Annotated in this window: 24 protein-coding genes; 4 read left to right on the top strand and 20 right to left on the bottom strand. The window is 41.2% G+C overall.

The window, feature by feature from the left end; all coding sequences use genetic code 11:
• Nucleotides 1–140: 140 nt before the first annotated feature.
• The 3 genes from V7K46_RS14230 to glpK all read right to left on the bottom strand — a co-directional run bounded on the left by V7K46_RS14230 (nucleotide 141) and on the right by glpK (nucleotide 3890).
• On the bottom strand, nucleotides 141–677 hold the full coding sequence (locus V7K46_RS14230) for an anthrone oxygenase family protein (protein WP_335114094.1): 537 nt from the start codon (nucleotides 675–677) through the stop codon (nucleotides 141–143).
• A gap of 240 nt (nucleotides 678–917) precedes the next feature.
• On the bottom strand, nucleotides 918–1907 hold the full coding sequence (gene argC, locus V7K46_RS14225) for an N-acetyl-gamma-glutamyl-phosphate reductase (protein ID WP_335114193.1): 990 nt from the start codon (nucleotides 1905–1907) through the stop codon (nucleotides 918–920).
• Between the two features lie 468 nt (nucleotides 1908–2375).
• Complete coding sequence (gene glpK, locus V7K46_RS14220; protein WP_335114092.1) at nucleotides 2376–3890, bottom strand: glycerol kinase GlpK; 1515 nt, start codon at nucleotides 3888–3890, stop codon at nucleotides 2376–2378.
• Nucleotides 3891–4876: 986 nt separating this feature from the next.
• On the opposite strand from glpK, the gene V7K46_RS14215 reads away from it, so the two are divergent.
• Complete coding sequence (locus V7K46_RS14215; protein WP_335114090.1) at nucleotides 4877–5191, top strand: hypothetical protein; 315 nt, start codon at nucleotides 4877–4879, stop codon at nucleotides 5189–5191.
• Between the two features lie 266 nt (nucleotides 5192–5457).
• Here the strand turns inward: V7K46_RS14215 and egtD are convergent, their stop codons facing one another.
• The 7 genes from egtD to bchM all read right to left on the bottom strand — a co-directional run bounded on the left by egtD (nucleotide 5458) and on the right by bchM (nucleotide 11506).
• On the bottom strand, nucleotides 5458–6492 hold the full coding sequence (egtD, locus tag V7K46_RS14210; RefSeq protein ID WP_335114088.1) for an L-histidine N(alpha)-methyltransferase: 1035 nt from the start codon (nucleotides 6490–6492) through the stop codon (nucleotides 5458–5460).
• 666 nt (nucleotides 6493–7158) lie between these two features.
• Entirely contained in the window at nucleotides 7159–7479 is a 321-nt protein-coding gene (locus V7K46_RS14205; protein ID WP_335114086.1) for a hypothetical protein, read from the bottom strand.
• Nucleotides 7480–7561: 82 nt separating this feature from the next.
• Complete coding sequence (locus tag V7K46_RS14200; protein WP_335114084.1) at nucleotides 7562–7771, bottom strand: hypothetical protein; 210 nt, start codon at nucleotides 7769–7771, stop codon at nucleotides 7562–7564.
• A gap of 230 nt (nucleotides 7772–8001) precedes the next feature.
• A complete protein-coding gene (egtC, locus tag V7K46_RS14195) occupies nucleotides 8002–8790 on the bottom strand; it encodes an ergothioneine biosynthesis protein EgtC (RefSeq protein WP_335114082.1) in 789 nt (262 codons plus the stop codon).
• Nucleotides 8791–9453: 663 nt separating this feature from the next.
• Nucleotides 9454–9834, bottom strand: a complete 381-nt coding sequence (locus V7K46_RS14190) for a DUF423 domain-containing protein (protein ID WP_335114080.1) — start codon at nucleotides 9832–9834, stop codon at nucleotides 9454–9456.
• A gap of 50 nt (nucleotides 9835–9884) precedes the next feature.
• A complete protein-coding gene (locus V7K46_RS14185) occupies nucleotides 9885–10364 on the bottom strand; it encodes a hypothetical protein (protein WP_335114078.1) in 480 nt (159 codons plus the stop codon).
• Nucleotides 10365–10819: 455 nt separating this feature from the next.
• Nucleotides 10820–11506 carry a magnesium protoporphyrin IX methyltransferase gene (bchM, locus tag V7K46_RS14180; RefSeq protein WP_335114076.1) on the bottom strand — a complete coding sequence of 229 codons (687 nt, stop codon included), beginning with the start codon at nucleotides 11504–11506 and terminating at the stop codon, nucleotides 10820–10822.
• Between the two features lie 66 nt (nucleotides 11507–11572).
• Here bchM and V7K46_RS14175 point away from each other — a divergent pair, with 66 nt between their 5' ends.
• On the top strand, nucleotides 11573–11746 hold the full coding sequence (locus V7K46_RS14175) for a hypothetical protein (protein WP_335114074.1): 174 nt from the start codon (nucleotides 11573–11575) through the stop codon (nucleotides 11744–11746).
• A gap of 6 nt (nucleotides 11747–11752) precedes the next feature.
• Here V7K46_RS14175 and V7K46_RS14170 read toward each other — a convergent pair whose 3' ends face one another.
• The 9 genes from V7K46_RS14170 to V7K46_RS14130 all read right to left on the bottom strand — a co-directional run bounded on the left by V7K46_RS14170 (nucleotide 11753) and on the right by V7K46_RS14130 (nucleotide 17446).
• Nucleotides 11753–12118: a DUF4288 domain-containing protein gene (locus tag V7K46_RS14170; protein ID WP_335114072.1), complete on the bottom strand. Its 366-nt coding sequence runs from the start codon at nucleotides 12116–12118 to the stop codon at nucleotides 11753–11755.
• A 150-nt stretch (nucleotides 12119–12268) separates the two neighbouring features.
• Complete coding sequence (locus V7K46_RS14165; protein ID WP_335114070.1) at nucleotides 12269–12475, bottom strand: DUF5615 family PIN-like protein; 207 nt, start codon at nucleotides 12473–12475, stop codon at nucleotides 12269–12271.
• Nucleotides 12476–12478: 3 nt separating this feature from the next.
• On the bottom strand, nucleotides 12479–12799 hold the full coding sequence (locus V7K46_RS14160; protein WP_335114068.1) for a DUF433 domain-containing protein: 321 nt from the start codon (nucleotides 12797–12799) through the stop codon (nucleotides 12479–12481).
• Between the two features lie 33 nt (nucleotides 12800–12832).
• Nucleotides 12833–12991 (bottom strand): hypothetical protein, encoded by a 159-nt coding sequence (locus tag V7K46_RS14155; RefSeq protein WP_335114066.1) that lies wholly within the window; start codon nucleotides 12989–12991, stop codon nucleotides 12833–12835.
• Between the two features lie 48 nt (nucleotides 12992–13039).
• The gene (locus tag V7K46_RS14150) at nucleotides 13040–13456 is read right to left on the bottom strand and encodes a putative toxin-antitoxin system toxin component, PIN family (protein ID WP_335114064.1); all 417 of its coding nucleotides are present in this window, start codon (nucleotides 13454–13456) and stop codon (nucleotides 13040–13042) included.
• Nucleotides 13422–13670: a type II toxin-antitoxin system VapB15 family antitoxin gene (gene vap15, locus V7K46_RS14145; protein ID WP_335114062.1), complete on the bottom strand. Its 249-nt coding sequence runs from the start codon at nucleotides 13668–13670 to the stop codon at nucleotides 13422–13424. The genes V7K46_RS14150 and vap15 overlap by 35 nt, the downstream gene beginning before the upstream one ends.
• A 57-nt stretch (nucleotides 13671–13727) precedes the next feature.
• Nucleotides 13728–16730, bottom strand: coding sequence for a tetratricopeptide repeat protein (locus V7K46_RS14140; RefSeq protein WP_335114060.1), 3003 nt, complete (start codon nucleotides 16728–16730; stop codon nucleotides 13728–13730).
• Nucleotides 16705–16860, bottom strand: coding sequence for a hypothetical protein (locus V7K46_RS14135; protein WP_335114058.1), 156 nt, complete (start codon nucleotides 16858–16860; stop codon nucleotides 16705–16707). Before V7K46_RS14135 ends, V7K46_RS14140 begins: the two co-directional genes overlap by 26 nt.
• Before the next feature lie 178 nt (nucleotides 16861–17038).
• A complete protein-coding gene (locus V7K46_RS14130; RefSeq protein WP_335114056.1) occupies nucleotides 17039–17446 on the bottom strand; it encodes a hypothetical protein in 408 nt (135 codons plus the stop codon).
• Between the two features lie 723 nt (nucleotides 17447–18169).
• Here V7K46_RS14130 and V7K46_RS14125 point away from each other — a divergent pair.
• On the top strand, nucleotides 18170–21196 hold the full coding sequence (locus V7K46_RS14125; RefSeq protein WP_335114054.1) for an SMC family ATPase: 3027 nt from the start codon (nucleotides 18170–18172) through the stop codon (nucleotides 21194–21196).
• Here the strand turns inward: V7K46_RS14125 and V7K46_RS14120 are convergent.
• Nucleotides 21193–22617, bottom strand: a complete 1425-nt coding sequence (locus V7K46_RS14120) for a peptidoglycan-binding protein (protein WP_335114052.1) — start codon at nucleotides 22615–22617, stop codon at nucleotides 21193–21195. The genes V7K46_RS14125 and V7K46_RS14120 overlap by 4 nt on opposite strands.
• Nucleotides 22618–22885: 268 nt before the next feature.
• Between V7K46_RS14120 and V7K46_RS14115 the strand changes: the two genes are divergently transcribed.
• Nucleotides 22886–24652 carry an MHYT domain-containing protein gene (locus tag V7K46_RS14115; protein ID WP_335114050.1) on the top strand — a complete coding sequence of 589 codons (1767 nt, stop codon included), beginning with the start codon at nucleotides 22886–22888 and terminating at the stop codon, nucleotides 24650–24652.
• Nucleotides 24653–24655: the final 3 nt, after the last annotated feature.

Genomic DNA, 24655 nt, shown 5'->3' with positions numbered 1-24655 from the left:
AGTATATTCTTATTTCTAGCTTCTAACTTTCCAAGCCAGAGCCTATTGCATACAATCAAAAACCTATTGCTCAAGGTAAGGTGAGATGAGCGATCGCACCATTCAACGTCAGAAATCAGCCGCATCAAGTCTTACTTTCTTTAACTAACCGTATTATCAAGTCCCCCTACGATTCTTGAACCCAAACAAAGCGCAATGGTGAGCGATGTTGCTGCTGCTAGCGCCGCTGCCGCCCGAACGTGATTCCAGATTGTCCAGTTGGCAAGGTAGCTAGACCATAGGCTCGCAGCGTCAGTGCTATCCGACTCGACTCTCGCCAGGGCTTCGTTAAGCGGCACATTGAACACGATTGTCACGCCTAATGTACCAACAAGGTAGAGCAAGCTGCCGAGGAGCAAGTAGGCGGCACCAGGTTGATGCCACCTTAATAGCGAGGAGATTAAAAGAAAGATACAAGCCGCAGCCGTTCCCAAAAACGCTGCCATAAACAAGGGATTTATCACCGTGATATTAATGGATTGCATGGCAGCAATACCCTGCGTCGGCTTCAGCCGAGCAAGGGCGTTCATCACAAAGGTCGAGAAGGCAAAGAAGACTCCAGCTATCAGCCCGCAGCCCAGTGCCGAGAAAAGCTTCAATGCGAAATAATGTTGTTGAGTTATCAGATGTTGCAGCATCGCCTTACCTTCCCACTAGTACGCCACGGCGTAAATAGAGCAACCATTTAAAATCCCTAAAAAGCCCATTCCATAATACTTTTGACTTTTACTTTTTTACGAGAGGCTGCGCCAACGGCTACGCTCAGTACAAATGACTTTTGACCCCTCAACTTCTCGTAGAGAAGTCGAACCGTTGACTTTTGACTTCCGCCTTGCGGTACTAGTATCTTCCAAGAAGTCGGGAATCTGAGCCTTTGACTACAATCCCAACTCTTCTGGAAAGCCCAGCATGATGTTTAAGTTTTGGATTGCGGCTCCCGATGCGCCTTTGCCCAAGTTGTCGAGACGAGCAACTAGCAACACTTCTTTGCTAGCGTCATTGGCGAATACAAAAACCTGAACAATATTGGTGCCGTTGATTGCGTAGGCGTAGCCCGTCGTAGACATCACATCCAGGAATATTCCGTCTCGCAGCAAAGTAGAATCTTGGAATGCAGCAACCTGCACAAATTTTTCACTTTGGTAGTAGTGAGCAATTGCTTGATGAATAACTTCACCTGATGGTGGATTATCCAAAGTCCCCAGCGGCAAAGGCACCTGCACGAGCATTCCTTGCTCAAAATCCCCTACTGCCGGTACGAACAGCGGCGGCGATGCTAACCCTGAGTAATGATGCATTTCCTTAACGTGCTTATGCCCAAACTGCAAACCGTAGATGCCATAAGGGTAGAGTGACTCTGCCTCGGCTTGCTGTTCATGGAAGGTATGGTATTGTTTGATCAGATTCTTTCCGCCACCAGAGTAACCTGACACTGCATTAACGGTGATGGGAAAGCTATTCTTCAAAAGTCCCTTAGCAATCAACGGACGGATACAGGCTAAAAATCCTGTGGGATAACAGCCTGGATTGCTAACAAACTGGGCGCTGGCGATTTTCTCTCGCTGTCCTGGATTTAGTTCAGGGAAGCCATATACCCAGCCTTTAGCTGTGCGATGGGCACTACTAGCATCCAGGATCTTAACCGTAGTACTACTAACCAAGCTAACAGCTTCGCGGGCTGCATCATCCGGTAGGCAGAGAATAACAACATCGACGCCATTGATTAGTTTGGCTCGCTCAGTTGCATCCTTACGTTTAGATGCCTCAATGCTAACTAACTCGATATCATCCCGTTGATTGAGGCGTGAGTAAATTTGTAAGCCTGTGGTTCCCGATTCCCCATCAATAAAAATCTTAGGTTTAGTAATCATGCGTCCAGCATCCTTATATATGAGTGGTATTTTGACCGATTAATCGAGTTATCATATCAAGTCTGATAAATCAACCTCTCCCCGCTTATGGCTTACGCCAAAGCTCCCCTCTCCTATTAGGAGCTACTGTGTACACACAAGTCGAGTTGGTAATCAAATCGACGGAAAAGAACGGAAAATTATTTTTAAAATCCTTGATTTTCTGTTATATCTATCAATAAGCTGACACTATTGATAATCACTTGGATCAACTCAAAACCTTGCTAATATACGGCTTGTATCTTACCAGATAAGGATTTTAAAACTTGTGTGTACGCCGTCGCCTACTAGGGGAGAGGTCTTGCAAGAATTAACACTAATTTACCGGACATAATATCAATTTTTTATTGCACTGTTATGAAAAGTCGGTAATCCTATTATTTAATAATAATTGAGCAATTTTTAATTAAATTTTTGACCCCTTAACTACTCCACCCAAGCCAGAGTGCGTTTCACTGCCTTTTGCCAAGTAGCAAAATTGGACAATGGGCCATTGCTTCCCGGCTCAAACACGCACTCAATCTGCCGTTGCTGCACCAGTGCTTCATAGCTCTCCCAAAATCCTACAGCTAAACCTGCTGCAAATGCTGCACCCTGAACGGTTGTATCGCGCATTATCGGACGTTCAACTGGAATACCTAATATATCAGCCTGGAACTGCATCAGGAAATTATTTTCGCAAGCACCACCATCTACGCTTAATCGCCCAACTGGAGTACTGCTAGATGCATTTATCGCCTGCACTACCTCCAGAACTTGGTAAGCGATCGCTTCCAACACAGCGCGGACCAGATGCTCTGGTTGTACACTGGCGGTAATGCCGAAAAAGGCTCCCCTAGCGCTCATATCCCAATAGGGTGCGCCCAGTCCACTAAATGCAGGCACAAAGTAGACTCCACCATTATCTTTTACCTGATTTGCCATCGCTTCAGTTTCAGCAGCAGTTTTAATCAGCTTCAGGCGATCGCGTAACCACTGAATACAAGCTCCACTAGTAAACATACTGCCTTCAAGAGCATAGCCTACATTTAAAGTCTCCCTTGGATTTGCTTGTGTCCATGCCACTGTCGAAATGATTTGATGATGCGATCGCACAATTTCAGAGCCAGTGTGAGCCACTAAAAAGCTACCAGTCCCGTAAGTGCATTTCATTAAGCCGGGGCGATCGCAGCCATGACCAAATAGAGCAGCGTGTTGATCTCCCAAAATGGCAGTAATGGGAATTTCAGTGCCCAACAAAGTAGTATCAGTAACTCCAAATATTCCTAAACTAGGCTGAATTTTGGGCAAAATATGAGCCGGAATTTGAAACAGATCCAGTAAATTCTCATCCCATTCACAGGTTTTGAGATTCATCAACATTGTCCGGCTGGCATTGCTGTGGTCAGTAGCATGGACTTTTCCACCTGTCAGGTTCCACAGCAGCCAGGTATCAATAGTGCCTGCTAAGACATTGTTCAAGTCAACATCTTTAAACTTGTCTAATAGCCACCTGAGTTTAGTAGCAGAAAAATAGGCATCAATAATTAATCCAGTGCGATCATAAATGTCTTGAGCATAGCCTTGCTCTTGTAACTGGTGACAAAGGGGAGCAGTGCGGCGATCTTGCCAGACGATCGCTCTTTGGAGTGGTTTACCAGTAATTTTATCCCAAATCAAACAGGTTTCACGCTGTACAGTCAGTCCTAGCGCTGCGATCGCTGATGGAACAATCTGGGCATTCCCAATTGCGGTTTGCATCACCCAACAGGTATCATGCCAGATTTGTTGAGGGTCATGTTCTAACCATCCGGGCTGAGGATAATACTGAGTTAGTTCTTTGTATGCCTGTCCAACAATCTTGCCGTCTGCGTTAAACACAAAGGCGCGGTTGCCTGTTGTACCTAAGTCCAATGCTAATATGTAGCCCAATGATGGAGTTGTGTTGCCAAGTATGTGCATAGCCGCTTTAACATCCTGGGTAGGTGTAGCCCGCCATAGGCATCGCGATTGTAGCAATTCACGTCAAATCAGATATAGATTATTTATTGTACATTTAAGTCACATTTTCTCACCGGATACCCATAAGTAATAAATGGAAATCTCTCAAGCTCGACTTTATCCATTTTTCCCTGAGGGTGATCACAAAGGTACGCGATCACTAAAAAATGCGGATTTTGCTGCATACATAACATTTAAATATAGTCTTGGTGAATACTACTATTTGAAATCGTCAAGAAGCTTGGGTTAGCGCCAAAAACCTTTCAGGACTTACGCAAAAACTCTCTGAAACTCTTATTCCTTTGTGACGGCAGTCGCTACAACGGCGTGATCCATCAAGGGCGCACTGCTTCTTTTTTTGCGCCCTTTGCAGTTCATTTTTTATTAAATTTGCGTAAGTTCTCTCCAAAACCTAAGCATATTGCTTCATAAAACTCACGTTTTATAAAAACTTCATATATTTTATATTTTGCTTTATTAAATATCCAATTTAATAGCTTATTTACTGAAAAATAGCTTGCTCAATAAGTTCAGTATTATTCCTCTTTTAATAATAACTTAAGTCAAACTAAATTATTAATAGTTGTGCAGGGTTAGTTGATGACAAAACGTCAATTATTCCAGGTGTATCTATTTGCATACTCTCTATAAGACTGATTCAATATTCCTAAAATCACCGTTCTCCTTTTATTAGAGAGGAGTTTAGCTTCCCCTTACCTCATATCAAAGGTTATTGGAGGGTTAGGTTTTTGTTAATGAATCGATGTACTAAGCTGCGTTCAAAGATGAAGCAGAGGTTAGTAGTATATTCATTTGGAAATTGCTGTAATCAAATTTTCTTTAACAGCGAAATAATTTATTTTGGCAATTACGGTCTTATTTACAACTGAGAAAAAACACAAGTTATTCAAGCTTTAAACATTTTTTAACCAATTTAAAAAATCCCCATGCGACAATATACTTCTTATTTGCTCATACTGGTATTAGGAACAAGCTCGACTTTCATCGTTACTCCATCTCAAGCTCAAACTCCGGTAAAACCCAACAGTCAAAATACTAATAATATTAGTTCCCTATCTTCAAATTCACCTTTCGCTATCCAATTGAGTGATTTTGCCAGTTCTACTAACAGCAAACCACCTATCCTCTCTGAGGCAGCTAAGAACTCTTCTGTTTCTGATGCCAATATAACTGCAACTAAGCCGAAGCCACGGGTTCCTATCTTCAGCAGAATTTTTCCCACACCTTCGATGCAGCAATAATTAGCGGCTAAATGTTGGGGAAATGTATAAATCCATTATATACATGATGTACAACTGTACTTAGTGAAAATACCACTCCAGCAAAAGAGCTTCTAATTGTTCTCTCTCACTGGGGTGGGAGGAATATCAACTATAGCCCTTCTCGTTTGTATGCAATATATGACCTTTTTTTAAACCAATGCTATAAGAATTAAGGCTGTTTTTATTAGGTCTATATTGGACTCAACTGAGAACCGCTATATATGTGAAGTATACTCTGATTTGCTTTATGCTTGCAGCTGAGTGAGCAGTAAACCAAACCATTGATTTGGATCTGTCCACACATGAATAGGTAATAAACCCTGTGCAGTCAGTTGCTGCTTGATATTATTGAGGTCAAATTTACGCGAAATTTCGGTGAGGATAGTCTCACCTAGTGCAAAATTAACCTTGAGGTTAAGAGCGCGTAATTCTACAATTTGCGATCGCAGGCTGCGTAAATGCATTTCTATTTGATACTCACTTTCATTGTAAAAGGCCCAGTGTTCAAACTGCGTAGTGTCGAAATTCCCCTCAAACCGCTGATTTAAATGTTCCAGCATATTCAGGTTAAATGCTGCTGTCACTCCTTGGTTGTCGTTATAAGCTGGTTCTAAAATCTGTTTTGCCTTTCGTAAATCTATCCCCAACAAGAAATACTCACCTACTTGTAGGGCTTCTGTAATTTGAGAGAAGAACACATCACACTCACTAGGTGTAAGATTACCTAAACTGCTACCAATAAAACAAATCATCCTGCTGGGTAATTGCGTCGGTAAGAGTTGTGCAAGGGCTAATTCATAAGTTCCCGCTAGTGCATGAACTTGCAGTAAAGGATAATCACTTAATAACTGCTTGGCGCTACTTTCCAAAATACCTGTAGATACATCAATTGGTAGATAGTGCAGGGGATAGCCTAGCTGCTGGTAGGCATCTAGTAAAATGCGGGTTTTGCTAGAACTGCCACTGCCAAGTTCTACCAATTCACAAGCGCCAGTTATCTTGGCAATTTCGCCAGCATACTGTTGTAAAATCGTTGTTTCTGTGCGTGTAAGATAATATTCTGGTAAATCACAGATTTGTTCAAATAGCTCAGAACCACGGTCATCATAAAAGTAACAGGGAGGTAAAGATTTAGGTGTTTGAGTTAATCCCTTCACTACATCACTCCCAGCACTAGGTGCAACTATTTTAGTTGCGCCTAGCAAACGCTGTATCTGCAAGCGTTCTTCGATATTTTCTAGAGAAGTAATCTTGCTGGTAACAGCTTTAGATATTGACATTGATCCTCGTGTTAAAGTATGTGGGGTTCTATGTAGAAAGTCTACTTTCCAAAGAGCATTATGAGCGCATTTTATGGCGTTTATTGGAAAATTCATTATCCAAAACGCCCTCAATCAAATGGGATACCAGGTGATTGAGCTATTCTATTTATAAAAAAATATTGTAAGTATTGCAATCATTGCCCAATTCAAGGATAACCATCGCCATTTAGCAAAATTCCTTCTGGCAAGTCTTTTTTGAAGTTGAACAGACCAAACAACGCTACGACCCTTTAGGCGAATTTGCCATTCTTTCTTCAGTACCCCACAGTTAAAACATTTAGTCAGACAGCCAATACAAGAAAGATATATCCGTTGTGGGGCGATCGCATTTCGTGAAGGAGCGATCGCCTCTCAAATTCTGGAAGTGAGGAACCAATACGGTTCGGATAACAAGAGTGAAGGTGAAGATAAGGGGGATGAGGAGAGAAGTCTGAGCGCTGGCTTCTGGCGACACCGATAGCGACGCAAAAAGCGAGTCTTATCTACAGCAGGCTGGCGCGAATGAGCGTCACAGCCCGCCGCAGGCATCAGAACTTCAGAAAGATAAGGAGGATTTTGCTCCCTTATCTTCCCCTACTCTCCCCTATACCCAATCTCGCCTCAACAAATAACTTTCCTTCGCTGCTACACAGGCTTGAAATATATGGCTTTTAACATTGCTCGACCGTCTGTCGTTATTTCTGCATTTTTACAGGTCGCCAGAAGGATTGATGAGCCTGATTCTGGATTGGCTTTGTTGCTTTCAATCTCACCAATGAAGTATCCAGACTCCTTAAGACGATTTAGTAACTCGAGCAATTCTTCTCGCTTAACCTGTTTCCCCTCGAAGTCCTCAGCAAAAAAGCTAACATCTCGCTGTCCTTGTTCATCGTGTTTAATCTTATTCAGCAGGACATAGACGATTTCATCCGGCAGGTTATCTGTCGGTGTCAGATCAAGTGACATAAAATACTCCTAAAAATCGTTAAATATTATTGTAGACTATTAAGAATAAATATCAATAACCAATTTTTTATTAGCTGAGAATCTAGGCAGCATCTACCTCAGAAACTAATTTGTGATTGAAGAATATTCTCAACAAACACTGAAACGTTGAATTGAGCCTGCCAACCGGAAGCAGCCAATACCAACTTTGTCCCTTTGCAAGTAGGGATTGAGCGATGGCTGAGATGAAAAAAGCGATCGCCTTACTGGAAGAGGGCGATCGCTTTTGAAATTCCGTCCTGTGAACTAGCACATAGGATATATTTCTCCATTTATTGGTGATTTTTTGCAACAAACAATACTAGCGATTAGCACCTGTGACCACCAGCGATAATTTTGGTGGCCTCCCGCCTCTATGAATGCACGATACTATCCACAAGTCACAGGGTAATAGTCAATCCAGTAGGTATCTAAATACACTGAAATATTGCAAAAGTTTTTGGGCAACATTCATCGAAGGCTTGAGAAATAGTCTCTTTCACACTAGATTTGCTCAATTTGGATCTCACAGTCTGCTCCCACACTAATGATGCTATTTTCTGGGCAAGCAATCCAATTACCTATAAATAGAGGTTCGGACGCAATAATTACAGATTTGGGAAAAGTCGGATCATCTCGTATCCAGTAAAGAGATGGAGGCGGTGAAGTGGTAGCAACACGAGAAGCTATCAGGCGATGTCCGTCACTAAAGATTACATTGAGAGAGGCTTCTACTTGATAGCGCTTTGCCATCTCTAAAAGGGTTAATAATGTACTACGTAAAGCAGATTCTGGAGGTCGATGTTTGTTAATTTGACTTTGTGAAAGTAACAATGCAAAAATGTGTTCGGAGTCAGTACTGCCATTAATTTTTTCGTAAAAATCTTGGGTTAAAGTGCTGCGGATTTTTCTGTGTAATGTTTTCCGAAAATTTTCAATTCGTCCATTGTGAATAAATAGCTGTTCTTGATGGTTAAAGGGCTGACAATTAGCAAAATCTACGGCTTGGGCTGGTGTAGCACTACGGACATAAGCAAGTACACACTTGGATTCAACATAACGGCTGAGACTGGGTAGGTTGATATCATTCCAAATAGGTAGGGTATTTTTGTAAATAAAAGGGTCAGTATCTTTTTGAATATCATACCAACCCACACCAAAGCCATCTGCATTTACTACCCCAGAGGTCATTTCGCGGGGTTGATAACTCTGGACTATCAGCGAGTGTTCTGGTTTATACAGAAGATGATCTAAAGAAATAGGCGAACCGAGATAAGCAAGTAAACGGCACATTATGAATTTTCCACCTTCTATTAGCACAATTATTGGGCAACAGCCTTACCCGCTTTTATTCACCATCATCACTGGTTCGTAATATTGCTAACACAATTTAAGAAAAGATTGATGGTGTCCAAGCAAATAGATTTGTGGTTAATTTAAATGTACTCAAGTCACAACAGAAATGTTACAACAGCAAATCGCTGATTCCCCAATATCTGGGTTAGCAGAAATCATTACAATAGAGAACCGTAGCATAAATTTCCTTTCATAATATGTCTATTAATTATTAGTTATAAATTTTGGCTTCCTCTGATCCAAAACAAATAATGGATTTAATTTATTACAAATTAAATATTCAGAAGTTTGATGAAAAAACATTTTATATCTTGGCTTAATTGGGCATAGATTAAAGTAAAAAAAGAATTAAAAAGATATTACTGAAGAAGCATTTGACTTCCGTCCAACTGCTTATATTTCATTTTTTCCTATTTATTATAGTGATGAATATGTCTAAGAAATAAACTTAATCATTAAAGTGTCTATGGTGTTATTAAGTTATGAATCTGTGGATGCAGTTCTGACTAGATAAAATTGTAAAAAGCAGGGAATTGAGCCTCCAATAAATGGAGTTAGAGTTAAAAGTTAAGACCTTTTAACTCCCCATTTATAACTTTTTTACAACTTCAAAGTCCACGCAGCAAAAGCTAAAGCACCCCAACCAGCAAGAAAGGCTGTGCCGCCTAGTGGTGCGATCGCTCCTAAAGATTTAACACCGGTTAAACTAAGGGCGTACAAGCTACCTGAGAAAATAGCAATGCCAATCATAAACAGCCATCCACTGGCGATGAGAGTGGGTTGAGGAGACTCGGTACGACTAATTAGTATTGCTACTAAAAAAAGTGCTAGAGCATGATACATTTGGTAACGAGCGGCAGTCTCAAAAATTTCTAGCGATCGCTCACTAATTTTTTCCCGTAAAGCATGGGAAGCAAAGGCACCAGCAGCAACTGACAAACCGCCTAAAATGGCAGCTATACTCAAAAAAATCTGCGTCATTAGACCTAGCCGTAAGTTGGTGTGGAATTTAACGAACCATTAGATATCAATTAGACATCAAAATGATATGATATAGCCCCTTCTTCGTTCACCTTAAAGTTTGCATTGAATTCTTTAGCTTTTTCATCTAAATATTGTCTGGCATTGGCTGCGGGTAGTTGTGACTGCATTGCAAAGCCTAAAAGAGTTACGCGTCCATGATTTTCTTGTAGCATCTCATAAAAAATAGATTGTAAGCGATCGCTAACTTGTTGATTAAGCGCTTTTTTATCCTGTCGGCTTTGACGGTACAATCCCAATGCTAACCATCCCCCCAATGTTAAGCTAGGGACACCAAAAATTAGACCACCTACAGCAGTATTATTATCTTCATAAGTAGCATTTGGTGCGGTAAAAGTATCCCCATCTTGCACTGGTATGTACACCTCACGTGCAGCAAATTTTTCCAATGTCGCTGTTGCTGATAGCGTTAAAAACATGAATCCGAGTGTCAATAGCCAGCCAGCAGCCAATTTTTCAGCAGTTTTCATAGTTCCACTTCAGATTTACACTTTGCTAGCGATTTTAACCTGACTTTTGCAAAGGTTCTAGTATATCAATCTACTCCTGACAATAGTTTTGTAAACGCTTCTTCTATGTTATTCGGCGTTTTCTCGATACCATCCAGGCGCTTACGGTTCGGTTCTCCTACTTTTTACTCTACACTCCGTACCTTCAACTGTCACAGTCGTAGTAAGCAAAGGTTTACGCAAGCATTAAATGTCAAAAATATAGTATAACTTTTTCTACCATTACAGAAATAAGGCTGTGCGATCGCGATGATAGTTATTCATCCTCCCAATTAGAGCGATGTCTAAGGGCGGGCTACGCCTACGCCAAGATAAAAAGCATAACTGGATGTCAAGTGCAATACTTACCAGTGTTAAACTTTGAGATTGTCAAATCGCAGCAAAGGTATAGGATTCATCTTGCTGCGATTTTAACTTCATTTACGTGTAGCTTCAAGTAGGCGAGAAAAATAGAAGCGAGTCTTCGTCATCGCCTTTCGTTGCAAAGAAAAGCCATTACTTTCCAAAATTCTTACCACATCAGCCTCACGATGCAAATATGCACGAGTCGCTTTACTTGGCCCAGGAAAGAAACTGCCAATTTTCTTGAGTATAGTCAGGGCGCAGGTCTTCGGCGCAAAACTGAGAATTATCCGCGACTGTGCCAAAGAACAGAGGTGAGATATCATCTCATCCGCTTTTTCTTGGGGGTAGTGGATAAGAACATCCAAGCAAATAACAGTATGGTAACTACCACTCAACGATTCCAAATCCTGCACGGCAAAAGTGGGATTTTCGGTATTTTGCAAAGTTTGCTTGGCTCTATGCTTGCCTTCTTCCACCATTTTTTCCGAAATATCGGCGGCATAGACTTTCGCACCATCTACCGCCAGAGGGATGCTGAGACTACCGACACCACAGCCTGCATCGCAGATTGATAAATCTGGTAAATTGTTATCAGCCTTTAGCCAGCCGAGAACTGTATCCACGGTTTGCTGATGTCCATTGCGGATATCTAATTGGATTTTGTTGACTTCGCCATCGCCGTAGATTCGCCTCCAACGGTCAAACCCTGTGGAATTGAAATAGTCGCGAACAATGATTTTCTCGTCGGCTGCGTTCATAAACTTTGATTTTTAAGGGTTCCCAATGCTTAAAATTATCATTGATGGGAACCCATAAGAGCGGTCTTGCAGATTTTTCCAGATATAGTTTGCGGCTATGGGCTTGGAGCAAGTTTTTTCTTTAGCATCAAACACTCTATTTTCAGTTTCTCGCCGCATTGGTCAATTGCGATCGCTGTTGGGTCAGGTGATGAGTGTATTATTAGATGGGAATCGACAAGAGCGATCGCATGGTTTTAATAACTATCATTCAAATTGCTCTTTAGATAATAATGGCTCAAATGATTGGTAAGCCTCATAATTACGAAAATGTCGAGTATATAAATCAACAATATCCTCAGATGAATCAAAGTCATCATCCAAAACTGAATTTATGTCTACTACTTGCTGTAAAGACCAAGTAATAGTTTCTTCATTCTCATTTGTATAGCTGACGCTTTCATTTTTACTATGATTCAAAGCCTTTGCTTTTGCTGATTCTAAAGAAGCGGCTTTAATCAAAACAAAGCTTTCTTGGTACAAAGGTTGATAACTAGGTACATCTGAAGCTGATTTGTAGAGAATTATAGCAATATAGAAGGATTCTGCTTTATTTGCACTTTTAGTTTCCATCTTATATTCTCCACAAGTCTTACAAAGGTAAGTATTGAACACGATTACTTAATTCTTCAAGATAGGCTGTTTTAGCAATAATTTCTAAATCACGAACACAATCGCCAACAGTAACTCTGAGTTTATGAGCATAAATAACACCAGCAAAATTTATTTGTCTTGACGATGGTTGGCTTCAGCTAGAAAATCGTCATGTTGGGAAAACAAAACACGCTCAAGTTCTGTCGCACGGTCAAGTATGAGAGGATCAGGAAAGCTAGTCCGCCCATCTTCTTGTACTGTTAATACATCTACACCCCGAATCCGTAATCCATCTGTAATTCCTCGATGGACATTCTCATCAATATTAAAGAGCAACGCTCATTTAATTAATCCTTTTGCACGGAGTCTTTTTGCTAATGGAGATTCTCCTGTTTCTAAACGTAATCTTTCCGCATACTCAAAACGTTGCTGCATATCAGCATCAATTTCTTCTTGATGTTCCCAATAATAAGCTAAAGCCGAATAAATCTGGCTCATGCTCAAATGTGGATATTGAAAATGTAATTCTTCTGGACTCCAACCATAAGCGTGAATGGAAGTAATTAATTCTATAACTTTCATAGATGTTCCTTTAATAAAAGGAATATTGTCTTCATTAACTAAAATATGTTTATACTCAGTAGTTGTTGCTTGAATCATAATTTTTGTTTATTTATCTAAGTTACATGATTTTTATAAAATTATAGCAATGTATAATGATTCTGCTTTATCTGCACTTTCAGTTTTCATCCTATGTTCTCTACAGCTACTTTTTCTATCTACATCAAAACCCACGAAAAGAGAATTAGCAATGTAGAATGATTTTACTTGTTCTGCACTTTCAGTTTTCATACCATGTTTTCCACAGCTACTTTTGGAATCTACTATCATCCAATAACTTTATAATTTTAGTAAGAATTCTTGGTAGGTAACAATTTCAGTCTTTTCAAATTTTGCAATATATAATAAATCTTTATCTCCTGTGAGTAAAAAATTAGCATCACTATCTTTTGCTAGTGCTAAAAGATAATTATCTTTTGCATCCCGACAAAGAGAAACTTCAGATATTATTTTTATAAATAAACTAATAGTTCGCAAAATTTGAATTAATTCATTGACTTTGTTATGCGGAAAATATTTTTGTAACTTAGGACGTTGAGTAACCAAGATAATTTCTTCTAATATCTCTTCAGAAACTACTATTTGAATTGTTTCTTCAAGTAAAAGGTTTTGTAGTTGTTTTAATTCCTTGCCAATCAGAAAGCTAATCCAAAGATTAGTATCAATGATTATCTTGATTGTTTTGTTTTCTGGCATAAATTTGAGAACGGACGATTTCTACTTCCTCTGTAATTTCCTCTATAGATAATTCATCAGTTTGAAAAACTTCTAGTAACTGGGTTAACTTTTTATTCAAGGTTTCTTTTTCTAGCTCTTTGCTAAGTAACAACTTTTCTGATTCAGAAAGTTGTTTAACTAGGGTAAGAATTTGTTCAAATGTCAAGGGGAGTTGATAGGTATTTTGTAACATAGTGTCAAATATTATCCTGTCTTAAATTTATGTTCATCACTATTCCTACACCTTATTTTACCGCCGAAACCAACTGCGTACCCAACGCCACAACCGACGCAACCACACCCAAAACCCACGATGATAAACTACAGGCGTTTTTGGTTGAGAAAGACGCTCAATTGCATTGTTGCAAATTTGCACGTTATCATCAATTACCATCGCCTGAAATAGTTCACGGGCATTACGATAAGCACCCAGTGCGTCTGATTCTCGATTAACGTTTTCTAATGCCTCACCTAAGTTAAACCAGGCATTTGCTTCCCCTCGAATATCGCCTATCTCCCTAGATATTTCCAAAGACTGCTGGAAGAACTCAATCGCCCGTTGGTACTGTCCCAGGGAGTTGTAAGCATTGCCCAAATTGTTTAAGGAAGCACCTTCGCCATTGCGATCGCCTATCTCCTTAGATATTTCCAAAGACTGCTGGTAGAACTCAATCGCCTGTTGGTACTGTCCCAGGGAGTTGTAAGCATTGCCCAAATTGCCCAAGGAATTACCTTCTCCATTGCGATCGCCTATCTCCCTAGATATTTCCAAAGACTGCTGGTAGAAGTCTATCGCCCGTTGGTACTGTTCCAGGGAGTTGTAAGCATTGCCTAAACCGATTAAGGAAATACCTTCGCCATTGCGATCGCCTATCTCCCTAGCTATTTCCAAAGACTGCTGCAAGAACTCAATCGCCTGTTGGTACTGTCCCAGGGAGTCGTAAGCATTGCCCAAATTGATTAAGGATTTACCTTCGCCATTGCGATCGCCTATCTCCCTAAATATTTCCAAAGACTGCTGCAAGAACTCAATCGCCCGTTGGTACTGTCCCAGCAAGTTGTAAGCACTGCCCAAATTGTTTAAGGAATTACCTTCGCCATTGCGATAGCCTATCTCCCTAGAGATATCCAAAGACTGCTGATAGAACTCAATCGCCCGTTGGTACTGTCCCAGGGACTTGTAAGCATTGCCCAAATTGTTGAAGGATGTACCTTCGCCATTGCGATCGCCTATCTCCCTAGCTATTTCCAAAGACTGCTGCAAGAACTCAATCGCCTGTTGGTACTGTCCCAGGGAGTCGTAAGCATTGCCCAAATTGATTAAGGATTTACCTTCGCCATTGCGATCGCCTATCTCCTTAGATATTTCCAAAGACTGCTGGTAGAACTCAATCGCCTGTTGGTACTGTCCCAGGGAGTTGTAAGCATTGCCCAAATTGTTTAAGGAAGCACCTTCGCCATTGCGATCGCCTATCTCCCTTTTGATTTCCAAAGACTGCTGCAAGAACTCAATCGCCCGTTGGTACTGTCCCAGGAAGTTGTAAGCATTGCCCAAATTGCCCAAGGAATTACCTTCACCATTGTGATCGCCTATCTCCCTAGATATTTCCAAAGACTGCTGGTGGAACTCAATCGCCTGTTGGTACTGTCCCAGGAAGTTGTAAGCATTGCCCAAATTGTTTAAGGAAATACCTTCGCCATTGCGATCGCCTATCTCCTTAGATATTTCTAAAGACTGCTGGTAGAACTCAATCGCCCGTTGGTACTGTCCCAGAGAATCGTAAGCATTGCCTAATAAAATGAGAGCAGCCTGATAATTCCAGTTTTCTCTAGTGCCAATTTCTTCCCATTTACTTACCAATTGCCCATATAATTCTACTTGGTCTGCATAATAACCCCGCAAGGTTAAAAAATCATTGCAAATCCAAATACTATCAAAGGCAGAGTTGTAATCTTGCAACTGATAAAAGTGATCAAAGATTTCCAAGTATTCTTTAACATCATTTTTTGTTTTCCAAGGCGGTTGTTTAGCAATTGAGCGATAATAATCTATAGCTTTTTGATGCGCCTCACTCTGATCGCCAGCCTGATACCGCACATACTCCAAAATCAGGGGCTGAAAATCAAATCGCCGCTTACCATTGAGTTTGTCTACCAACAAAGAACGCTTAACCAGATTCCTCAGTTCTTCCTCAATCTCTGGTGCTGAACTTCCCGGCAACATAGCCACTGCTGCTGCACTGTCAACCGCACCACGATAAACACTAATATTCAGTAATAACGCCTTTTGTAACTCATTCAACCGATTAAAACTGGCATCTAACACCAACACCATCCCCACATTTTTCCGGTGATGGATACCTACCACTTGGGAATCTGTCAAGAATTGCCGTAAATTCCCTAAGCCTAAATCTGCTAACCTACTTAAGTCCGGGTCTTGTGAATATTCTGCCTTTAATAAGTCTGCTACCAATCTCAACAGTAGAGGATGCCCATCTACTAATTCCACAAACTGCGTTAAATCTCCCCGAATGGCTAATGCAGTTAACAGTGCTACCCCTTCATCTACTTGCAAACCTTTCAGGGGTAGCCACTCAAAGCCTTTTAATTCTGGTCTTTCCCTGGTAGTGACTATTACCTTACTATTACCGCCATGTTCCACCCATGCTTGGAAAAAGTCGCCGTAAAATAGACTTACCCACTGTCTATCAGGTTGTAATAAACTCTCCAGGTTGTCAATGATGAGTAAAAATTGCCCAGAACGTAAACACCTAACTAGCGCCTCTACTAACTGCGCTTCTTCTTCTGGAACGGGAAAGCCAAATTCACTGAGGAATTGGCGAGCTAAATCGCTAAAACCTGCCCCATTACTGACATCAGCCCAAAATCGCTTGGGGAAACCGGCAATTTCATCATAAATTTTAGCTGCTAGCATCGATTTACCTGTGCCACCGATGCCATCTATGCCAATTAGGAAAGTATTTTTATCAGTTAACCATTGCTGTATCTGAGCAATTTCTGTTTTACGTCCCTGCCAGTAAGCCAAACTTTTGTTAGGGTTGCCTGCTTTGAGAACCCCTGGCAATTCTGGTTTATTAATGCTTTCTAGCTGAACAATAATTTGCAACTGTTGAGTGGTTAAATTAAAATTCTTTGCTTCAATAGAACCAACTTGAGTTAGTTTGCTCTCATCTTTAGCAGTTCCCTCCATCTTGATGATTTTTTGACTACTGGGGTTTGGTTCTTCCGCCATAGTTAATCAGCACAGGTAAAATTTTTGCTGCGTGTTGTCGTTGTGAACTCGGCAGTTGGTGTTCGGAACTCGGAAGTTTGTGTTCGGAACTCGGAACATCAAAATTTTTAGAATGGGCAGTATTCTGCATAGGTGTCAATTTAAACTAAAACTCTGTCAAAACCTCGTTTACAGCCTCTGGCTGGAAATGCTGATCATTGCGGCTCTGCCGCAAGTCAGAAGGCGGAGCCTTCCATAGGCATTCCCAGTCAGAGACTGGGAACGAGACAACCAGACGAACCACCTTTTTAAATGTCTACTCTATTTAATTAAAAACTTACTTGGTTTGCGTCAATCTTCCCAACTTGCTTGACCGTACTTTGGTCATAAGCATTAGCACTCACCTGAATATTGTCTCCGGGTTTGTCAGTCGATGTTTCCCAAATCTTAGCTATCTCCTCTGCAAGTGCTGTATCCGCTTCCAAAATCTTCTTGAGTTGTACCCGCAAACTTGCTTGTAAATCATCATCCTCTGGCTTTTGTGCCACATCCGTTGCTGCTTCTTTCGCTGCTTCTTTCGCCTCTACCTTGGGATGTAACTTAGCCCAAATCGCTTTGGCTTTATTCCAAACATCCTCACCTACTTTTTTAGATGCCTCTTCTACAGCTTTATTACCCACATTTAACAAAAATGGCAGACAGGGAGCGAGAAATTTAACGAGTAGAGCTATATCCATTGGTTTATGATGTCTATCTCAGAAATATACATACATTTTTACTAAGTATATTAACGCTTTTTCCTTTATCACCTTGATTCTTTTACCTTGAGGCGAAATTTAGCCCAATCATCTCAATACTGCGTAAGTTTTGAAGATTTGTAGCGACTGTTTTAAAAGTCAAGCGTAGGCGTAGCCCGCACCTGTGTACTTGATTGCGGTGCGATAAAGTTTGAAGTACCTCAAAACGACTTTGGAGTACCTCAAAACGACTTTGGAGTACCTCAAAACGACTTTGGAGTACCTCAAAACGACTTTGGAGTACCTCAAAACGACTTTCAAGTACCTCAAAACGACTTTGGAGTACCTCAAAACGACTTTCAAGTACCTCAAAACGACTTTGAAGTACCTCAAAACGACTTTGAAGTACCTCAACACGACTTTGGAGTACCTCAAAACGACTTTAGAGTACCTCAACACGATTTTCAAAGTATTGCCACTCTTCTATGAATGTTTTTCTCTCAGATAAGAGGCAGAAATAACAAGAAACCTCCACATAAGTTTTATTTTTCTCCAAAGACAGCAAAACTTTTTCATGCAACAAGAAAAATTTACTGATTTTATTGTTAAATTTTGTAAAATTGATGTCTTCAAGACTAGAAACCTGATATCCAGATAGCTAAACTAACAAACAGTGCATCTGTACTGTTATTTATTAAAAGTAGATGTGGCGCTATAGCGTGAATGATCCCAGTACAACTTATCCTCAAAAACTTTCTTAGTTACCGTGATGCAACTTTAGATTTTGGCGGTTTGCATACGGCTTGTATTTCGGGTTCCAATGGTGCGGGTAAATCTTCACTTTTGGAAGCAATCACTTGGGCAATTTGGGGTGAAAGCCGTGCCACTGTTGAAGATGATGTCATCTATTCTGGCGCGAAAGAAGTTCGGGTTGATTTTACTTTCCAAAGTAACCAGCAAAAATATCGGGTGATTCGTACCCGAATTCGGGGAGGTACTAGCGTTCTTGAATTTCAAATAGAAATACCATCTGGGTTTCGCTCACTCACCGGCAAAGGGGTAAGAGCAACACAGGATTTGATTTTAGAACACATCAAGCTGGATTACGATACATTTATTAATTCTGCCTACTTACGTCAAGGTCGTGCAGATGAATTCATGCTCAAGCGCCCCACAGAACGCAAAGAAATTTTAGCAGAGTTGTTGAAACTCAATCAGTACGATGATTTGGAAGAACGGGCAAAGGAATCTTCTCGTCAGTTCAAAGCACAGGCATTAGAACTAGAGCGTTCTTTGGACTCGATAAAAATTCAGCTGCAACAACGCGAGACAACCCAAGCCCAAAGAGTCGAGTTAGAAGCCGAACTTAACCAGCTGCAACAGGTGCAAGCCTTTGATAATATTCAATTACAAAGTTTGCAAGTTGTCCAGCACCAGCGCCAAAATTGGGAACAACAACTCAGCTTTGTGAAGCAGCAATACCAAAATCTTACCCAAGACTGCGATCGCCTGCAACAAGAACAATCATCTATTGGCTCTCAGCTATCAGATTTAGAAAAAATATTACACCAAGAAGCTGAAATTAAAGCTGGATACGCTCAATATCAAAGTCTACAATCTCAAGAAGAAGCCTTTGCTACCAAATTTGAAGAGTACACCCGCGCTGGGCAGACTCGCCAACAAAAGCAACAACAGCTTACCAAACAAATTCACGAAATCGAACGGCAACTACAACAAGCCCAAGCCCAAATCGAAGCTTTACAGCAACAAGAGCGAGAAATTCAGCAAACTCTGACTAAATCAGGTGAAGTAGAAGCTGCTTTGTCACAACTAGCCGCAGCTCGTCACCATGTTGCTCGTCTAGATCAGCTGCAAATGCAAGTTACTCCCCTGTTACAACAACGAGCAACTTTACAAAGCCAACTCGATCGCACTCATGCAGGTTTAGTAGCGCGACTCGAACAACTCCAAAGTACTGAGAACCAATTACAACGCCAGCACCGCCGCCAACCGCAACTGCAACAAGCGGTGATGGATGTGGCAATCCAAATTGAGGAACTGGAGAAAAAGCGGGTTTATTTGCAACGAGTGCAGGAAAAAGGGCAAGAGAGGCGTCACTTTATCGAACGTCTGCAAGCTCACCAACGAGACTATGAAAAACTGGTGGGAGAATTAGAGCAGAAATTGCAAATGCTCCAAAATCCTGAAGCTCTTTGTCCATTGTGCGAACGTCCTTTAGATGAACATCATTGGAGTCGGGTGGTGGAAAAAACCCAAAGTGAGTTAGAGGATACTCAAGGGCAGTTTTGGGTAGTCCGGGAACAAATGGCTGTGTCTGACAGAGAAATTCAGGTACTTAGGCAGGAATATCGGGAAATTTTCCAACAATTGGCGATTTACGATGGGTTACGTGAACAACGGGGACAGTTGGCAGCACAGTTAGAAGCTACAACTGATGTCCAACAACAGTTACAACAAATTACTGGCGAAAAACAGCATTTAGAGCGATCGCTCCAAGCAGGTGATTACGCTCCTGATAAACAAGCCGAACTCCGGCAGCTAAACCAATATCTGCAACAAGTTAATTATAATGAACAAGACCACGCCCTCGCCCGGAGCGAAGTTGAGCGGTGGCGATGGGCAGAAATTAAACAAGGACAAATTAAAGACGCTACTAAGCGACAAGCGCAACTATTAGCCCGAAAACCAGAACTTCAGTCCCAAATCGCTCAATTACAAACCAGAATCCAACAGGATCAGACTGATTCTGAATGTGCTAAACAAATCGCGGCTCTTGAACGTCACATTACCGAAATTGGCTACAGTTCCGAGCAGCACAACAATCTGCGTCTAGCTGTACGCCAAGCTCAATCTTGGCATTTGCGCTATCAACAACTGCTATCAGCCCAGCAGCAGTATCCCCAACTCCAAACGAGATTGCAAGAGTTAGAGGAATCCAGAAGCGCCAGAGTAACGGAGCGGCAAAAACTCGGCGGACAAATCGAAAGCATTATCCAGCAACTACAAGCAACAGCTAACCCATCTGCCCAAATTCCAGTTCTAGAACAACAGTTAGCAATCCGCAGACGGCAACTTGATGAGCAAATAGCCAAGTTGGGGCGTTTGGAACAGTTGGCGCATCAATTAGAAACACTGCAAATTCAGTATGAACAACAGCAGCAGCAACTACAATCTTGCAAGCAAGAATATCGTGTTTATCAGGAATTAGCGCAAGCTTTTGGTAAAAATGGCATCCAAACACTGATGATTGAAAATGTGTTACCGCAACTGGAAGCCGAAACAAATCAACTACTTTCGCGGCTGAGTGGTAATCAGTTTCATGTACAATTTATTACTCAAAAAGCTGGACGTAGTGCTAAATCAACAAAGAAAAATGCCAAGCTGATAGACACCTTAGATATCTTAATCGCCGATTCTAGAGGAACGCGAGCTTATGAAACTTACTCTGGTGGAGAAGCCTTTAGAATTAACTTTGCCATCCGTTTAGCCTTGGCGAAATTATTAGCGCAACGGGCGGGGGCGGCGTTGCAATTGTTGATTATAGATGAAGGCTTTGGTACACAGGATGCTGAAGGATGCGATCGCTTGATTGCAGCGATTAATGCGATCGCCTCTGATTTTGCTTGCATCCTCACTGTTACCCATATGCCCCACCTCAAAGAAGCTTTCCAAGCCAGGATTGAAGTGAATAAAACTCAGGAAGGTTCGCAGTTGAGTTTGTCAATTTAATTAAATTTTACCCGTGCATCCAGACCATAGGAGCGGAGCTTTTTTGATAGCGTTTCTGCTTGGGCGCGATCGCTAAATGCCCCAGCATTTACATAATCTCCTAGATTGGATTGCTCCGCGACAGCATTGGGTATATATTGTTGTACTTTACTCAGAGTATCATTATTGGAAATTGGCACTATTACTCTGTAAGGATTATTAGCAACTAATGTGTTGCCATTAGTCTCAGGTACTACATAGCCATTAGTAGGAGGTAATGCATAGCGATTAGTATCAGCTAACACATAACCATTAGTCTCAGCAGAATTGCCCACATTTGAGCTATTCAACCCTAATGCTTGCCAAGTTTGCCAATCTACATTTCCAGTAGAATTAAGTCGAGAAGATTGCTGGAATGCAATCACAGATTCTCTGGTGTAATCGTTGAAAATGCCATCAGGATTGGTATTAGAGAAACCCCGCTGCAACAAACGCTCTTGAACTAATCTGACATTATCTCCCTGATCGCCTACAGTCAGATAATTTCTGGCTGGTTGTTGAGTAGTATATCCACCTGTGGAGGTTCTACGCACTGACTCCAAAACTTGGGCATTGGCAATGCCATTAACAGGTAGGCGATAATTTCGCTGGTATTGAATAACAGCTTTTCTAGTAATTGGGCCAATATTCCCAGTGGGATTAGTCTTAAAATAACCTAGCTGCCGCAAACGCACTTGCAGTTCTCTCACTTGTTGAGTAGAAAGACTTGATCTGCCTGGAGTCGGAGAGGAACCCAGTAGTGTGTTCCAAGTTTGTCGATTTACAATCCCGTTAGCAGCTATGCGATAATTTCGCTGGAATCTAATTACAGCATTTCTGGTCATTGGGCCAAAATTCCCATTGGGATTAGCATTCAAATAGCCTAACTGTCGCAAACGCTGTTGCAACCTTGTCACGGCTGCACCTGTTTTACCTTGAGACAGAACAGGATATTGACCACTTGGCCGCAATGCGCGACTAGTATTCCTACTAGAAGTTCTACTTTGACAGGCTCGTTGCAAGGCTCGTTGAGTATTACCACCCACAACTCCATCAGCAGATATTCTATTGGCTTGCTGGAATTTGATCACAGCATTCTGAGTCAAGCTAGCAAACTTGCCACTCACCGGGCCGTTAAAGTAGCCTAACTTTTTTAAACACCTCTGGCTACTGCTAACTTCAGCGCCATTACTTCCTATTTTCTGAAGTGCTAAAGCTTGCCCAGCTATACTCAGAAGCCCCATAGTCAGTGCCACAGACAAAAGACGCATCCCCGCACCGCTAGATAAATTTTTCCAATTCAAAAATTTGAAATTAGCTACGGTAGGAACAACCTTGATGCTTTCGGATGCCTCGTAGACTGAGGCAAGCTTGGTTAAATAGCTATCTACCCCTGTTTTCACTTGCTTATTTCAAGTTACGGCTATGCAGGATTGTACCACTTTGTCTGTATTGTATTTTTTTTAGTATGATTCTTTACAAACAATTTCCCACGCTAATATGATAAACAAGCTTCTGTAGGGGGAATAATAAGCAATGTAAAGCTTTGGAGGCTTGTTTTCTATTTGCTTGACAAAATTTTTGCTATACCCATTTAGGTTTCATAGCATGAGCAACGCAGACAAATAGTGGGTTTAGTCTTCCATTGAATCGCGGATAATATTCAACATAATGCTCCACGGTATCTACGATATTCGTTTAACTTTATTCTCCGTTGCCATTGCCATACTTACGGCTTACACCACACTTGATCTAGCTATAAGAGTCACAGACGCTAAATCGCAGTCAAGGTGGCGGTGGCTGCTAGGGGGAGCGATCGCTATGGGAATCGGCATTTGGGCAATGCATTTTATTGCTATGCTGGCGTTCAGTCTGCCCATTCCGATTAACTATGACTGGTTAATAGTTTTGATTTCGGTGCTACCTGCAATTTTCGCCTCTGGATTAGCCCTGTACTTAGTTAGCCAGCCAGAATTTGGTATTTTGCGGTTGTTGAGTGGTAGCATCCTGATGGGCACAGGCATCAGTGCAATGCACTACATCGGTATGGCTGCTATTCGTTTACCAGCCAAAATGTCTTATGACTTGAGTGTGGTTGCACTCTCGATTGCGATCGCTATTCTCATCTCACTAGTTGCCCTCTGGCTGGGGTTTAACCTCAGAGCTAATAGTACAGTAACAGGACGCATTTTGAGGATTTGCAGTGCAATTCTCATGGGTGCTGCCATTCCCTCAATGCACTACACAGGGATGATGGCTACCCATTTTTCAGTCGTCGAATTGGTCGATTTTTCAGCAGTTGATAGCGCTGCAACCTATCGGATGGCTGCGATTATTGGCTTATTCACATTACTGCTTCTAGGATGGACGCTGATCACATCTTTTTTCAACCAACAATTGAGTGTTCAACTAGTCAAAACAGCTGATCTTAAAGAAAATGAAGAACGTCTCAAACAAGCCTTACAAAACCAAGAAGCGCTAGCTGCTCTAGCTGAGTCTCGGTCTGAAGAATTAGAGACAGCTATGTTGGCACTTCAGAAAGCTCAATTGCAATTTCTTCAAGCAGAAAAAATGTCATCTTTGGGACAAATAGTAGCCGGAGTTGCTCATGAGATTAACAATCCTGCTAACTTCATTTATGGAAACCTGTTTCATACGCAAATTTATCTGCGACAACTTTTAGAATTAATCAATACCTATCAGCAATATTATCCGAAACCAGAGCTTGTGGTTAAAGCGAAATTAGAGTCTATTGATTTACCATTCTTGCTAGAAGATTTACCTAAACTGCTCAACTCAATGCAAGCCGGAGCAGAACGTATTAAGCATATTGTGGAATCCCTGCGTAGCTTCTCTCGTCTAGACGAGGCACAATTGAAAGCTGTGGACATCCACGAAGGGCTTAATTCGACACTGCTCATTCTTCAGAACCGTATTACTTATGCGCCGAACAATCGCCCAGAAATTATTGTAATTAAAGAATATGGTAATTTACCCTTAGTAAATTGCTATCCAGGACAGTTGAATCAAGTATTTTTCAATATACTAACAAATGCCATTGATGGGTTACAAGAAAAGCTTACTAATATAAAATTGCAGTCCACTTTTACACCTTTAATTCGGATTAAAACAACCGTTCATAAAGTTGGTTGGGTCAACATTCATATTTTCGACAATGGTTCTGGCATTAGTGAAGACGTACAAAATAAAATCTATGATCCCTTTTTCACAACTAAACCAGTTGGACAAGGAACTGGATTAGGATTATCAATTAGCTATCAGATTGTCGTTGAAACACATGGTGGTAGGCTCAACTGCATTTCTGCCAAGGGGCAAGGAACTACTTTTCAAATTGAACTTCCAATTGATACATTGATACGTACTTCCTGTTTTCTGGGAAAGCAATCTCAATTAGATCCAGATGAAGTTATTAAGTAGACA

This window comes from Nostoc sp. (assembly GCF_036917395.1).
Lineage (GTDB): Bacteria > Cyanobacteriota > Cyanobacteriia > Cyanobacteriales > Nostocaceae > Nostoc.
Note: the sequence above shows the minus strand (reverse complement) of the source record. Positions and strands in the feature narration are given on the sequence as shown.

Coding starts and splice junctions, on each gene's coding strand:
- V7K46_RS14230 (WP_335114094.1), bottom strand. CDS start 677: ATGCTGCAACATCTGATAACTCAACAACATTATTTCGCATTGAAGCTT.
- glpK (WP_335114092.1), bottom strand. CDS start 3,890: ATGCACATACTTGGCAACACAACTCCATCATTGGGCTACATATTAGCA.
- V7K46_RS14215 (WP_335114090.1), top strand. CDS start 4,877: ATGCGACAATATACTTCTTATTTGCTCATACTGGTATTAGGAACAAGC.
- egtD (WP_335114088.1), bottom strand. CDS start 6,492: ATGTCAATATCTAAAGCTGTTACCAGCAAGATTACTTCTCTAGAAAAT.
- V7K46_RS14205 (WP_335114086.1), bottom strand. CDS start 7,479: ATGTCACTTGATCTGACACCGACAGATAACCTGCCGGATGAAATCGTC.
- egtC (WP_335114082.1), bottom strand. CDS start 8,790: ATGTGCCGTTTACTTGCTTATCTCGGTTCGCCTATTTCTTTAGATCAT.
- V7K46_RS14190 (WP_335114080.1), bottom strand. CDS start 9,834: ATGACGCAGATTTTTTTGAGTATAGCTGCCATTTTAGGCGGTTTGTCA.
- V7K46_RS14185 (WP_335114078.1), bottom strand. CDS start 10,364: ATGAAAACTGCTGAAAAATTGGCTGCTGGCTGGCTATTGACACTCGGA.
- bchM (WP_335114076.1), bottom strand. CDS start 11,506: ATGAACGCAGCCGACGAGAAAATCATTGTTCGCGACTATTTCAATTCC.
- V7K46_RS14170 (WP_335114072.1), bottom strand. CDS start 12,118: ATGGAAACTAAAAGTGCAAATAAAGCAGAATCCTTCTATATTGCTATA.
- V7K46_RS14160 (WP_335114068.1), bottom strand. CDS start 12,799: ATGATTCAAGCAACAACTACTGAGTATAAACATATTTTAGTTAATGAA.
- V7K46_RS14155 (WP_335114066.1), bottom strand. CDS start 12,991: ATGAAAACTGAAAGTGCAGAACAAGTAAAATCATTCTACATTGCTAAT.
- V7K46_RS14150 (WP_335114064.1), bottom strand. CDS start 13,456: ATGCCAGAAAACAAAACAATCAAGATAATCATTGATACTAATCTTTGG.
- vap15 (WP_335114062.1), bottom strand. CDS start 13,670: ATGTTACAAAATACCTATCAACTCCCCTTGACATTTGAACAAATTCTT.
- V7K46_RS14140 (WP_335114060.1), bottom strand. CDS start 16,730: ATGGCGGAAGAACCAAACCCCAGTAGTCAAAAAATCATCAAGATGGAG.
- V7K46_RS14135 (WP_335114058.1), bottom strand. CDS start 16,860: ATGCAGAATACTGCCCATTCTAAAAATTTTGATGTTCCGAGTTCCGAA.
- V7K46_RS14130 (WP_335114056.1), bottom strand. CDS start 17,446: ATGGATATAGCTCTACTCGTTAAATTTCTCGCTCCCTGTCTGCCATTT.
- V7K46_RS14125 (WP_335114054.1), top strand. CDS start 18,170: ATGATCCCAGTACAACTTATCCTCAAAAACTTTCTTAGTTACCGTGAT.
- V7K46_RS14115 (WP_335114050.1), top strand. CDS start 22,886: ATGCTCCACGGTATCTACGATATTCGTTTAACTTTATTCTCCGTTGCC.